At 59.7% G+C, this 13,013-nt stretch carries 14 protein-coding genes; all 14 read left to right on the plus strand.

What is annotated here, in order from left to right; genetic code table 11:
* Position 1: 1 nt before the first annotated feature.
* The 14 genes from otnI to nuoD all read left to right on the plus strand — a co-directional run bounded on the left by otnI (position 2) and on the right by nuoD (position 13,012).
* The gene (gene otnI / locus QDY28_RS16865) at positions 2 to 778 is read left to right on the plus strand and encodes a 2-oxo-tetronate isomerase (RefSeq protein ID WP_331382826.1); all 777 of its coding nucleotides are present in this window, start codon (positions 2 to 4) and stop codon (positions 776 to 778) included.
* A 3-nt stretch (positions 779 to 781) separates the two neighbouring features.
* Positions 782 to 2,044, plus strand: coding sequence for a 3-oxo-tetronate kinase (gene otnK / locus QDY28_RS16870; protein WP_331382827.1), 1,263 nt, complete (start codon positions 782 to 784; stop codon positions 2,042 to 2,044).
* On the plus strand, positions 2,041 to 2,679 hold the full coding sequence (otnC, locus tag QDY28_RS16875; RefSeq protein WP_331382828.1) for a 3-oxo-tetronate 4-phosphate decarboxylase: 639 nt from the start codon (positions 2,041 to 2,043) through the stop codon (positions 2,677 to 2,679). Before otnK ends, otnC begins: the two co-directional genes overlap by 4 nt.
* A gap of 334 nt (positions 2,680 to 3,013) precedes the next feature.
* On the plus strand, positions 3,014 to 3,514 hold the full coding sequence (locus QDY28_RS16880) for an NADH-quinone oxidoreductase subunit J (protein ID WP_331382829.1): 501 nt from the start codon (positions 3,014 to 3,016) through the stop codon (positions 3,512 to 3,514).
* Positions 3,514 to 3,816, plus strand: a complete 303-nt coding sequence (nuoK, locus tag QDY28_RS16885; protein ID WP_331382921.1) for an NADH-quinone oxidoreductase subunit NuoK — start codon at positions 3,514 to 3,516, stop codon at positions 3,814 to 3,816. The genes QDY28_RS16880 and nuoK overlap by 1 nt, the downstream gene beginning before the upstream one ends.
* Before the next feature lie 4 nt (positions 3,817 to 3,820).
* Positions 3,821 to 5,284 (plus strand): monovalent cation/H+ antiporter subunit D family protein, encoded by a 1,464-nt coding sequence (locus QDY28_RS16890; protein ID WP_331382830.1) that lies wholly within the window; start codon positions 3,821 to 3,823, stop codon positions 5,282 to 5,284.
* Entirely contained in the window at positions 5,281 to 5,535 is a 255-nt protein-coding gene (locus QDY28_RS16895) for a hypothetical protein (protein WP_331382831.1), read from the plus strand. The genes QDY28_RS16890 and QDY28_RS16895 overlap by 4 nt, the downstream gene beginning before the upstream one ends.
* On the plus strand, positions 5,528 to 7,303 hold the full coding sequence (locus QDY28_RS16900; protein WP_331382832.1) for a Na(+)/H(+) antiporter subunit D: 1,776 nt from the start codon (positions 5,528 to 5,530) through the stop codon (positions 7,301 to 7,303). The genes QDY28_RS16895 and QDY28_RS16900 overlap by 8 nt, the downstream gene beginning before the upstream one ends.
* An 8-nt stretch (positions 7,304 to 7,311) precedes the next feature.
* The gene (locus QDY28_RS16905) at positions 7,312 to 8,787 is read left to right on the plus strand and encodes an NADH-quinone oxidoreductase subunit M (protein ID WP_331382833.1); all 1,476 of its coding nucleotides are present in this window, start codon (positions 7,312 to 7,314) and stop codon (positions 8,785 to 8,787) included.
* The gene (locus QDY28_RS16910; protein ID WP_331382834.1) at positions 8,784 to 10,223 is read left to right on the plus strand and encodes an NADH-quinone oxidoreductase subunit N; all 1,440 of its coding nucleotides are present in this window, start codon (positions 8,784 to 8,786) and stop codon (positions 10,221 to 10,223) included. The genes QDY28_RS16905 and QDY28_RS16910 overlap by 4 nt, the downstream gene beginning before the upstream one ends.
* 156 nt (positions 10,224 to 10,379) lie before the next feature.
* On the plus strand, positions 10,380 to 10,745 hold the full coding sequence (locus tag QDY28_RS16915; RefSeq protein ID WP_331382835.1) for an NADH-quinone oxidoreductase subunit A: 366 nt from the start codon (positions 10,380 to 10,382) through the stop codon (positions 10,743 to 10,745).
* Positions 10,733 to 11,236 (plus strand): NADH-quinone oxidoreductase subunit NuoB, encoded by a 504-nt coding sequence (gene nuoB, locus QDY28_RS16920; protein ID WP_183939994.1) that lies wholly within the window; start codon positions 10,733 to 10,735, stop codon positions 11,234 to 11,236. The genes QDY28_RS16915 and nuoB overlap by 13 nt, the downstream gene beginning before the upstream one ends.
* Complete coding sequence (locus QDY28_RS16925; RefSeq protein ID WP_331382836.1) at positions 11,233 to 11,796, plus strand: NADH-quinone oxidoreductase subunit C; 564 nt, start codon at positions 11,233 to 11,235, stop codon at positions 11,794 to 11,796. The genes nuoB and QDY28_RS16925 overlap by 4 nt, the downstream gene beginning before the upstream one ends.
* A gap of 1 nt (position 11,797) precedes the next feature.
* Complete coding sequence (gene nuoD / locus QDY28_RS16930; protein WP_331382837.1) at positions 11,798 to 13,012, plus strand: NADH dehydrogenase (quinone) subunit D; 1,215 nt, start codon at positions 11,798 to 11,800, stop codon at positions 13,010 to 13,012.
* Position 13,013 lies beyond the last annotated feature (1 nt).

Genomic DNA, 13,013 nt, shown 5'->3' on the forward strand with positions numbered 1-13,013 from the left:
CATGCCCGCCTTCGCCGCCAACCTGACGATGATGTTCAATGAATGGTCGTTCCTCGATCGTTTCGACGCTGCCGCCGAGGCAGGGTTCTCCGCCGTCGAATACCTGTTTCCCTATGACTTTAAGCCCGAAGATATCCAGGAACGGCTTGTCCGCAACGGTTTGACCCAGGCGCTTTTCAACATGCCTCCGGGTGATTGGGACGCCGGCATGCGAGGAATGGCATCGCTGCCGGGCCGCTTCGACGATATGGCCGACGGCGTGGACCGCGCGCTCGTCTATGCCGAGGCCACCGGCGTAAAGAACATTCACCTGATGGCCGGCCTGGCCGACTGCAACGATCCGGAGGCGCACGCAAGTTATCGTCGTGCCGTGGAGCATGCCGCTCATCGGCTCGCTGAAAAACGGCTCAATCTTCTGCTGGAACCCATCAATGGGCGTAATATGCCCGGCTATTTCCTCAATGATTTCCGTATGGCCGAGCAGCTAATCGGTCAGCTTGGCCTTACCAATGTGAAGCTGCAGTTTGACATTTATCATTGTCAGATCATTCATGGTGACGTGACGACGCGCCTACGCAAGCTGATGCCGATCAGCGGGCATGTGCAGATCGCCAGCGTGCCGTCGCGTCAGGAGCCCGACGGCGAAGAGCTTAACTTTCCATTCCTGTTTTCCGAGCTCGATCGGCTCGGCTACGCGGGCTATGTCGGCTGCGAGTATCATCCTCGCGGTCGAACGACGGATGGTCTGGGCTGGTTCGAACCTTACAAACGGGGATAAGCAATGGGTATTCTTCTTGGCGTCATCGCAGACGACTTCACCGGCGCCACCGATATCGCCAGCATTCTCGTACGTCAGGGAATGCGGACCGTCATGTCGATCGGCGTTCCCACGCCGGCATTCGACGTTCGTGACGCCGAGGCGGTCGTCGTTGCACTGAAATCCCGTACCATTCCGGTAGCAGAAGCTGTCGCGCAATCGCTCGATGCGCTTAGGTGGCTGCGGGCGCACGGTGCCGAGCAGATTTTCTTTAAGTACTGCTCCACATTCGACTCCACCGCTAAGGGCAACATCGGTCCCGTCGCCGATGCCTTGAGCGATGCGCTTGATGCAAAGGTCGCGGTCGTATGTCCCGCTTTTCCCAAGAACGGGCGGACGGTGTTCAACGGGCATCTTTTCGTCGGCCGGCAGTTGCTGCAGGATTCGCCGATGAAGGACCATCCGCTGACGCCGATGCATCGTTCCGATCTGGTCGCGCTGATGGCGGAACAGTCGGTCCACAGCGTCGGCCTCATCCCTCATGAGATCATCTCCGCCGGTCATGCCGCGATCGCGGAAGCTTTTGCCAGAAGCGTGGAGACGGGACAGCGCTACGTCGTCACGGACGCGATCCATAATGATCATCTGCGCGCCATCGGACGCGCGGTGCGCGGCCACAAGCTCGTGACCGGCGGTTCGGCGCTCGCCATGGGCCTGCCGGCCAATTTCGGCATTTCGCCACGCAAGCCGGCGGAACATACGCCCACATCCTCATCGCCGCCGCGAACGGCAATTCTGGCGGGCAGTTGCTCCGCCGCGACCCGCGAGCAGCTTGCCAGGGCGAGGGCACTCTGGCCGAGCCGCAGGATCGACCTGGACGCCCTAGCCAATAAGGGTCCCGTCATCGAGGAGACTCTTTCCTGGGCGCAAAGCCAACCCGCCGACCAGCCGGTCGTAATCTATGGGTCTGCAGATCCTGCTGAGGTGGAAGAGAACCAGGCGAGATACGGAATCCAGCAGGCCGGTGCCATGATGGAACACGCACTGGCCGCGATCGCGGAGGGACTCGTGGCAAACGGAGTCAGCCGGTTGCTCGTGGCCGGCGGAGAGACGTCTGGCGCGGTGATTTCGGCGCTCAAGGTGCAGGGCCTTGCCATCGGCGCTGAAATTGCACCCGGGGTGCCATGGACAACGACCCTCTCCGATCGACCATTGCAGGTGGCGCTCAAAAGCGGCAATTTTGGTGGTCCTGATTTCTTTGAACGTGCCCTGGATATGCCCGCATGAGCGAGACACAGATTCGCGACCAGATCGCCGGCTATGCAAAATCGCTGTTCGACCGCGGCCTGACCGCTGGATCGACCGGCAATATCAGCGTCCGCGTCGACGATGGATGGCTGATGACTCCGACAGGATCATCCATGGGAGCCATCGATCCCGCACGCATTGCCAAGCTGGATGAGACGGGGCGGCATATTTCTGGCGACGCGCCCACCAAGGAAGCATTTCTGCACCGGGTCATGTACGAGAAGCGGCCGCGCGCGCGGGCTGTCGTCCATCTGCATTCGACGTATTCCGTCGCGGTTAGTTGCCTGTGCGGCCTCGACCATAATGATGTGCTTCCGCCGCTTACGGCCTATTATGTCATGCGCGTCGGTCGTCTGCCTCTCGTGCCCTATTATCCCCCTGGCGACGAAGCCTTGGCCCACGCGGTCGCAGCGCAGGCTGGCGGCAACCGGGCGGTTCTGCTGGCTAATCACGGTCCGATTGTTGCCGGCGTAAGTCTTTCTGAAGCGGTCTATTCCAGCGAGGAGTTGGAGGAGACGGCCAAACTGTTCTTGCTGTTGCGCGGGGAGAAAACGAGACCGCTGAGCTGTGACGAGACGACTACACTGCTGCAGCGCTTTCCGGATAGGGGATAAGAATTGGTGACGGCGGAATAGGCCCCGAGCTGCGGATGGATCCGGTGGCGAGTATCGCTCAAGTCATAAACTCTCGACAAATACCTCTGAACGCGTCGTACAGCGGCCAATGTCGTGCCATTCATGCGCAATAAAGCTGGGCCAGCCAGATCGACCCAGGCTTTCCGCCCGGCTCGACCTATTCTGCGGACCGGCTTGCCTTCTCCGCCAGTGACAACAATCTTGTGAAAAATCCAATACTAGGGCACAATTTGTGAATGCACCTGAAGTGCGGAGCCAACTCGAATCCGGCCGTCTCGCGCCGAGTGAGAGCTCGCGTGGGAGGGTGGCGTCGATGGATCAGGGGTTCTTTCTTCTGTTCGCTACGGTGTCCGTGATTGCGGCCCTGATGGTGGTCGTGGCGCGGAATCCGGTTCACAGCGCATTGGCGCTAATGGCGTGTTTCCTGCAGATCTCCGCAATTTTTGTCTTGCTTGGAGCGCCGTTGCTCGCGGTCATCCAGATCTTCGTCTATGTCGGCGCGATCATGGTGCTGTTCCTATTCGTAATCATGATGATCGATGTTCGCGAAGCCGTGTTGCAGCGGTTCTTGCCGGGCGCCAATCTGCCGGCTCTCGTGCTCCTCGTTCTGCTTGGAGTCGAGATGCTCGTGCTGGTGCTCCGGAGCCCCCGCTTTTCGATCACGGAGCCGGTCGCTATGCGTGGCGGCGATCAGATCAGGCAGCTCAGCACGACACTCTTCGCCGACTATCTCCTGCCGTTTGAAGTCGCCTCGGTCATTCTGCTGGCGGCCCTGATCGGCGCCATTGTTCTGGCGCGCAAGGAGTCGGAGTGATGGTTCCGCTCTGGTGGTATATTTTGCTCGCAGTGGTCCTGTTCGTGATCGGATCGGCGGGAGTGTTGCTCAGGCGCAATATTCTGGTGGTGCTGATGTCGCTGGAGTTGCTGCTGAACTCGGTCAACATCAACTTCATCGCTTTTGGACGTCAATACGGCGATTTCCGCGGGCAGATCTTCGCGATCTTCGTCATCGCAATTACCGCGGCGGAGGTTGCCGTCGCCCTTGGCATCTTGGTCGCCCTTGTGAGGAACAAATCCACCCTCAAGGTCGACGACGTGACCATGATGAAAGGATAGCGGCTTGGACCCGGTGATATCGATCCGGCCACTGCTTGCCGTCGCCGTCCCGGGCCTGGCGGCTCTAACAATTCTGCTTCTGAACAACCGCGAGAAACTCCGCGATATCGTGTCGCCAATAGCAGCAATTGTTCTGTTTGCGATTGTCGCTTCAATGGCACCGACGGTGCTGACGGGCGGGACCGTCGACTTGCGCCTGTTCGAGATCTTGCCAGGGGTCGAGTTCGCTTTCCGGGCTGACGCACTCGGCATGGTGTTCGCCACGATCTCGTCGCTTCTATGGATCGTGGCCGCGATTTATTCCATCGGCTATATGCGGCATCTGAATGAGCATGCGCAGACCCGGTTTTTCGCCTGCTTCGCAACCAGCCTCGCGGCCGCAGTTGGGGGCGCTTTCGCTGCCAATCTGTTCACGTTGGTCATCTTCTACGAGCTGCTCAGCCTCGTTACCTATCCGCTCGTCTATCACCATGAGGACGAAGCGGGATGGAAGGGCGCCCACAAGTATCTCGTCTATTTGATGGGGGCCTCGAAAAGCGTGCTGCTTGCCGCGCTGGCGCTGACCTACTCCATTGCGGGATCGCTCGATTTTGTAGAAGGGGGACTGTTGGCGGGCACCAATGCCTCAGCGGCGCTGCTGACGGTCGTCTATTTCTGCTATCTTTTTGGTTTCGCCAAGGCTGCGGTGATGCCGATGCACGCCTGGCTGCCTGCCGCGATGGTGGCGCCGACGCCGGTCAGCGCGCTCTTGCATGCGGTGGCAGTAGTCAAGATGGGCGTGTTTTGCTTGCTGCGAGTGGTGTTCCATGTCTTCGGCGTCAAGCTAGTCGGAGAACTTGGCCTCGGCATTCCCACGGCCTATCTGGTTTCGTTCACGATCCTGATGGCGTCTGTCTATGCCCTGACGCGGGACGACCTCAAGGCGAGGCTTGCCTATTCGACAGTCAGTCAGCTTTCCTACATCGTGCTGGGCGCGGTTCTGCTATCGCCTGTCGCGATGGTCGGTGGCGTTATCCACATGGCTGCGCACGCGTTCTCAAAGATCACCCTGTTTTTCTGCGCCGGGTCGATCTATTGCGCGTCCGGCAAGCGAAATATCAGCGATATGGCGGGTATTGGCCGCAGGCTGCCCTGGACGATGGGCGCCTTTTTCATCGCGTCGCTGAGCATGATCGGGATACCGCCGACCGCAGGCTTCATCAGCAAGTGGTATCTAACCTTGGGCTCCGTGGAGGCAGGACAGATAGCGTTCCTGGCTGTGCTCCTGGTGAGCTCGATCCTGAACGCAGCCTATTTCCTGCCGATCAGTTACGCCGCCTTTTTCGGGACGGAGACTGAGGAAAGCCCGGCGACGATCCGTGAAATTCCAATGGTCACGATCCCGCTTGTCGCGACCGCCATCCTGTCGGTGCTGATGGGCATCTTTCCCGGCTATTTCCTCACCCTGGCGGACGGAGTGGTCAAATGATCAAGCGTGTCATCGACTTCTTTGGTGATGAAGAATATGCGAGGCTGCGGCGCCGACTGCTCTATCTGGTGCTCATTCTGATCGTCGCGGCTGACTTTCTGGTCTCTCGCGAACACGCCGAATATCTGTGGGACCGCCTGCCTGGCTGGTCCGCCGTCTACGGCTTCGGCTCCTGCGTACTGATCATCTTCGTTTCGAAGTTCCTCGGCCATCGGGTCGGGCTGATGCGGCGCGAGGATTACTATGACTGACTTCATTCATCCGGCTCTGCTCTTCATTCTCGGTGCTCTGCCGATCCCGTTCCTCGGCGGATCGATACGCAAAGTCTATCTGCTCGCAATCCCGACGCTAGCGATCCTTGCCGTGCTCATGATGCAGCCCGGCAGCTATGGCGAGGCGTGGTTCATCGGGCAGGAAATCTTGATCGCGAAGGTCGACAAGTTGAGCATCGTCTTCGCCACCGTTTTCACCATCATGGCGCTGATCGGCATGGTCTATGCGCTGCACCTAACGGACGCTGGCCAACACGTGGCGGCCTTCATCTATGTTGGCGGAGCGCTCGGTGTGGTGTTCGCCGGCGATTACCTCACCCTCTACATGTTCTGGGAAACCATGGCACTCGCTTCCGCCTACCTGGTTTTTGCGCAGCGCGGCGGGCCGGCGATCCAGGCAGGGTTCCGGTATCTCATGGTTCATATCACCGGCGGCGTGGTTTTGCTTGGAGGCATCATTCTTCACGACCTCGCCACCGGCTCGTTGCTCTTTGGGCCAATGGAACGGGGTCCGATCGAAGGAGGAATGGGCCTGGGCGCCTATCTGATCCTCGTCGGATTCATTCTCAACGCGGCGGTGCCGCCACTCAACGCCTGGCTCACCGATGCCTATCCAAAGGCGACCGTCACCGGGGCGGTGTTCATGAGCGCCTTCACCACCAAAACCGCCGTCTATGTCTTGGCGCGGGCGTTTCCAGGCACCGAGCTTCTGGTTTGGCTCGGCACGGCGATGGCGCTCTACGGCGTCATCTACGCGGTGCTCGAGAACGACTGCCGGCGGCTCCTCGCCTATCACATCGTCAGTCAGGTGGGTTACATGGTGGCTGGCATCGGCATAGGGACGGAGATGGCGGTGAACGGAGCCACCAGCCATGCCTTCGCGCATATCCTCTACAAGGCCCTGCTCTTCATGGGGGCCGGGGCGGTGATCTACGTCACCGGACGGCGCAAGCTCACGGAGCTTGGTGGGCTCTACAAGACCATGCCGCTGACGGTGGCACTCTACATGGTCGGTGCTTTCGCGATCTCGGCCTTTCCGTTCTTCTCGGGCTTTGTCACCAAATCGATGGTGATATCAGCCGCTGGGCAGGATCATCGGGCGCTGGTGGTGCTGGCGCTGACGATGGCGTCGTCTGGCACGTTCTTGCACACCGGCCTCAAGCTTCCGTATTACATGTTTTTCGGCACCGATCGGAAACTGGAGGCGAGGGAACCGCCACGCAACATGCTGGTTGCGATGGCCATGGCGGCGGTGCTCTGCATCGCGATCGGAGTGTTTCCGCAGCCGCTCTATGCGCTTCTGCCTTATCCTGTCGATTTCCAACCTTACACAGGCCTCCATGTTACCGAGAGCCTCGGCCTCTTGATGTTCACCGCCCTGGGATTCGTGCTGTTCCTAAAGGCGCTCGATCCAGAGAACACGATCAGCCTCGACACCGACTGGTTCTATCGCAAGGGTGCGCGGTGCTTCATGTGGCTCGCCGAAAAACCGCTGGCGCGTTACGAGAAGGCGGTGAGCGACGTGTCCGAGACCGCGGCGCTTCCCTTCCTGCATGGAGCGGCGCGATCGGGACTTCGGTTTGATCTCACCGGCGTGGACGCCGTTGTGAACGGTGTTGCTCGCTCGATTCTGCGCGGGGGCGGTGCGCTGCGGCGGCTGCAGACCGGCCTCGTCACCCATTATGCGCTGGCGATGATCGCCGGTGTGATCGCAGCTACCGTCGTTTTCGCCGTGATCTGGCGGTAGGGGGTGTGATGGGATTCCCGCTTCTCAGTCTCATCATCTTCACGCCTGCCGCCGGCGCAGCGGTTCTGATGTTTCTGCGCAGCGACGACGCGGCGCGTTGGACGGCGCTCGCCGTCACCATCCTCGACCTTGCTTTCTGCATCGTCATGCTTGCGAACTTTGACACCACTAGCCACGCGATGCAGTTCACCGAGACGCGCCTGTGGGTGCCCGCACTCGGGATCACTTACGCGCTCGGCATCGACGGAATCAGCGCGCTCTTCGTGTTTCTGACGGCGCTGTTGAGTGGCATCTGCGTGCTCGCCTCGTGGGTTGCGATCGACCGCAAGGTCAAGGAGTTCATGGTTACTCTGCTGGTCATGCAGGCTCTGATGCTGGGGGTGTTCTGCGCGCTCGACCTCTTCTTGTTCTACGTCTTCTGGGAGGCCATGCTGATCCCGATGTATTTGATCATCGGCGTCTGGGGCGGCGACGGCCGGGTCTATGCAGCGTTCAAGTTCTTCCTCTACACGCTGGCGGGCAGCCTTCTGTTCCTGATCGGTGTCATCGTGCTCTATCTCCACGGTGGCAAGACCTTCGACATCCTTGCGCTCACAGCTCAGGATTTGCCGTTCCGGGTCCAATCCTGGCTGTTCTTCGCCTTCCTGATCGCCTTCGCGGTCAAAGTGCCGATGGTCCCGGTTCACACCTGGCTGCCGGACGCTCATGTGCAGGCGCCGACGGCGGGCAGCATCATACTCGCCGGAGTGCTCTTGAAAATGGGCGCCTATGGATTTCTGCGGTTCTCGCTGCCGATGCTGCCGCAGGCGTCGGTATATTATGGGCCGCTGATGCTGGGGCTTTCGGCGCTTGCGATCGTCTATGGCGGGTTGCTTGCGCTGGCGCAGGACGATCTGAAGAAGCTGGTGGCCTATTCCAGCATCAGTCACATGGGCTTCGTGACGCTCGGAATTTTTGCGCTGAACCTCCGCGGGCTAGAGGGCGGCATTCTGCAAATGTTCAATCACGGCGTAACGACGGGCGCGTTGTTCTTGTTTGTCGGCCTGATTTACGAACGGACACATACTCGCAGCATCGCGGACTATGGCGGGCTGATGAAGGTGGCGCCTGTTTACACCGCGTTTCTTGCGCTGTTCACCCTATCGTCAATGGCGCTGCCGGGAACGAATTCGTTCGTGGGCGAGTTGCTGGTGTTGTCGGGTGGGTTTGCCGTCAACCTGACCGCCGGCGCGGCGGCCGTTTTGGGCGCATTGCTGGGTGCGGCCTATCTGCTTGGCATGTATGGGAAAGTGGCGCTCGGTCCACCCAGCGTCGGTATCCGGTTCAAGATACACGACGTGAATGGCCGCGAAATGGCCGCGATCTTGCCGCTGGCTGTCTTCGTGCTTTGGGTCGGGCTCTATCCGAAGCCCTTTCTCAACATCATCGACGTCTCGGTAAAGCATCTGCTGGCGCACGTACACGGTGAGGGGAGTGGTCCATGACCGACGCCGCGCTCTTCCAATCGATCGTAGCGAGCATGCCCGAGATCGTGGTGGTCACCGGGGCCTGTATCCTGCTGATCCTGGGACAGCTTATACGGAAAGAGCAGGAATATCTCCTTGTCTGGGCTTCCGTCGCAGTCGTGTTGATCGCCGCCTCCGTTACGCTTCTGCTCGCAGGGGAGGCCCGGCCGGCTTACGCAGGCATGTTCATCGCCGACCGCTTCGCGGTCTTCTTCAAGCTCGTGTTCTACCTGGCTACCGTTCTGACATTCCTCCTTTCACGAAAATATGCCGATGTCGAAGGGATCGGGAGCAGCGAATACTACGTTCTGTTGCTCTTTGCGCTTTCGGGAATGATGATCATGGCCTCGGCGACCGACCTCCTGTCGATCTATGTGGGGCTCGAACTCATGGTGCTTTGCACCTATGTGCTGACCGGCTTCCTGCGCCAGCAGCGGCGATCGAACGAAGCGGCGCTGAAATATGTGATCCTCGGCTCCGTCTCGACCGGGATTTTCCTTTTCGGCGTTTCTCTGGTCTATGGGCTCACCGGTACGACGCAGTTGGACGCGATGGCTGCGGCTGTGACCGGCGACCCGCTTGATCCCGGATTACTGCTGGCGGTGGTTTTTATCGTCGCGGGGCTGGTGTTCAAAGTCGGCGCGGTTCCGTTCCATATGTGGGTGCCGGACATTTATGAGGGTGCGCCAACGACGATTACGGCCTTCATGTCAGTGGGGCCCAAGGCGGCGGGTTTTGCGGTGATCCTACGCGTGTTTCTCAATCCGCTCGTTGCAGCCTCGAACGTCTGGATCATCGTTGCGGTGATTGCCGTTGCAACGATGGCACTCGGCAGCTTCGTGGCGCTGGTGCAGGATAATTTCAAGCGCCTCCTAGCCTATTCGAGCATTGCCCATGCCGGATTCGCGATTTTTGGCGTGGCTGCCGGTGGTCCGGACGGCATCGCGAGCGTTATGCTCTACCTACTGATCTATTCCTTCATGAACCTCGGTATTTTCGGTACCGTCATCATGATGCGGAACGGCGATTTTTCGGGCGAGGTCATCGAAGACTATGCGGGTCTGGCCAAGTCGCATCCCGGGCTTGCCCTTCTGATGCTGCTCTATCTCTTCTCTTTGGCCGGCATTCCGCCGACGGCCGGGTTCTTCGCCAAGTTCTATGTGCTGGTCGCGCTCGTCGAGCGAGGTTTCGTCATGCTGGCGGTGATCGCAGTACTGCTGAGCGCCGTTGCCGCCTACTTCTACATCCGCATCGTCATGGTGATCTATATGCGCGAGCCAGGCAGGGCTTTTACCCCGGCACTGACGCCATTGGTGCGCGCCACGCTCGCCTTCACCGCCGCCGGCACAATCGGCATCGGCCTATTTCCCTCGTGGTTTCTGAGGCTTGCCCAACATTCGGTGTTTGGCGGCTGATCAATTAGATTTGCAATGACACGTCCGACGGAATAAACTGAGAACTCAGGAAAGGATTGCCCAAGCCGCTTTCCGGAGCGACCGCTTTATCGGTCCCAAACAAGGTTGGTCGCCGCCCGAGGAAAGCCCCCAGTTGGGTGACCGGTGCAGTGTGATATGACTGCAATGGAATTCTTGCCGGTTCTTTTCATGGTCGCCGGAGTCGTTCTGGTGGCGACGGTGACGCTTTTCGTCTCCTCGCTACTACGCCCATCCAATCCCTATCCGGCGAAGAACATGCCCTATGAATGTGGGATGGACGCGGCCGGAGAGGCTGCCGGCGGTCGCTTCAGGGTGCCGTTTTTTATTCTCGCCATCCTGCTGGTCGTCTTCGATGTCGAAGCAATGTTCCTCTTTCCCTGGGCTGTCGTCCTGAAAGAGATTGGACTGGTCGGCTATGTTGAGATGTTCGTCTTCATGTTGCTGCTTCTTGTGGGCTTCGCCTACGCCTGGCTGAAGGGAGCGCTGGAATGGGAGGCGTAAACGATGCGATCCGCGACAGCGTGCTTTTCACGACGGCCGACAGCATTATTAGCTGGAGCCGAAGGTCGGCGCTATGGCCTGAGACCTTCGGAATTGCCTGCTGCGCCATTGAGATGATTTCGGCGGGGTGCGCTCGCTATGATCTTGATCGCTTCGGCGTGGTGTTCCGCCCTTCGCCGCGACAGTCCGACGTGATGATCATCGCCGGTACCGTGACCCGAAAATTCGCGCCCGTCGTGCGGCGGCTTTATGACCAAATGCCGGAACCGCGTTGGGTGATCGCAATGGGCACCTGCGCTATTTCAGGCGGGGTCTACAACACCTACGCGGTGGTGCAGGGGTCGGAAACCTTCGTGCCCGTCGACGTGCATGTGCCCGGTTGTCCGCCCCGGCCCGAGGCGCTGATGCATGGCTTCCTCCTGCTTCAGGAGAAGATCAAGAGGTCGCGCGCGCTGGCCGGGACGCCTCTGGACCGGGTTGCAACGTCATGAGCGTGGAGCAGTCTCTCAATCCCGCCCTGATCATGGAGCGTTTCGGGGGAGCAATCGAGGATCTCGGCGTCGCCCACGCCATTCATGCCTTTGCTGTTCCTCCTGCCAAGATCGTCGAGTTCTGCCGATTCCTGAAAGAACATCCGGCGCTGCAGTTCAATTTTCTTTCGGACATCTGCGGAGTTGATCATTATCCCGAAACGCCGCGGTTCGAAGCGGTTTACCATCTCTATTCGCTCCCCAACAGGTGGCGAGTTCGCATCAAATGCCGGCTTGGTGACCCCCCGCAGCTTCCCTCGGTCACAGGCGTCTGGCGTACGGCGAACTGGCATGAGCGCGAGGCCTGGGACATGTATGGCATCAGGTTCGAGGGGCATCCCGATCTGCGCCGGATCTACATGTGGGAGGGCTTCGCGGGCTTTCCCCAGCGCAAGGATTTTCCCCTGCGCGGTTACAAGGACAAGCTGAACCCCCTCGGTGCCGAAGGTCCGCCGCCAACGCAGCCGGACCTCGCCACCAGGGATATTCCAGGGGGAGGCCGTTCGACGCCGGAAAGTTGAGATGACCGAAGTCACCGAGCTCAGCAGGCCGGAAGGCGAAGCGCTCAATACCAGGGAAGTGCTTCTCAATCTCGGCCCCCAGCACCCCAGCACTCATGGGGTTCTCCGGCTCGTTCTTGAACTGGATGGTGAGTGCGTCGAGCGCGTGGACCCGCATATCGGCTACCTCCACCGCGGCACCGAAAAGCTGGCGGAAAGCTTCACTTATACCCAGATTTTTCCGCTGACGGACCGGCTCGACTATCTCTGCCCGCCTTCGAACAATCTGGCCTTTGCGCTGGCGGTGGAAAAACTCCTCGGCATAAAAGCACCGCCGCGGGCGCAGTATATCCGCGTGATGATGGCGGAGTTGGCGCGGATATCCGGCCATCTCCTAATCACCGGCGCGCTGCCGATGGACCTCGGCGCCATGACCGCGCTCCTTTACGCCATGCGCGAACGCGAAATGATCATGGACCTGTTGGAAATGATTACCGGTGCGCGCATGCATACCTCCTTCTGCAGGGTTGGCGGGTTGCGCGAAGACCTGCCTGACGGTTTCCTGACCAAGATCCGGGAGTTCTGCGACATCTTCCCGAACCGGATTCGCGACTATGAGCGGTTGCTCGAAAATAATCGGGTATTCCTCAAGCGCACTGAAGGCGTCGGCGTGATCTCCGCCGAGGACGCTATCGATCTGGGCCTCAGCGGCCCGAACCTGCGCGCTTCCGGAGTGGATTGGGACATTCGGCGCGACGAACCCTACGAAATTTATGATCGGCTCGATTTCAACGTCATCACCCGCAACGAGGGCGATTGCTACGCACGCTGGCGATGCCGGGTCGATGAGATGCGCGAAAGCGTCCGGATCATCGAACAATGCATCGAGCAGATGCCGGAGGGTCCGTTCCAGATCGACATGCCGACAATCGCCTTCCCAATGGATAAGGATCGCGTGCACTGTTCGATGGAAGCGCTCATCCAGCATTTCGACCTGTCTGCCTACGGCTTCAAAGTGCCGAAGGGTGAGGTCTATTCGGCAATCGAAGCGCCGAAGGGCGAGCTCGGCTTCTACATCATCAGCGACGGGTCACCAAAGCCGTTCCGCATGAAGGTGAGGGCACCCTCGTTCGTCAACCTTCAGGCACTTTTCGGGGTCACCAACGCTCGTTACCTGGCGGACATGATCGCCGTGCTGGGCAGCCTCGACCCCGTGATGGCGGAGGTGGATAAGTAGT

The sequence above is a fragment of the Rhizobium sp. BR 362 genome (assembly GCF_036528765.1).
Lineage (GTDB): Bacteria > Pseudomonadota > Alphaproteobacteria > Rhizobiales > Rhizobiaceae > Rhizobium.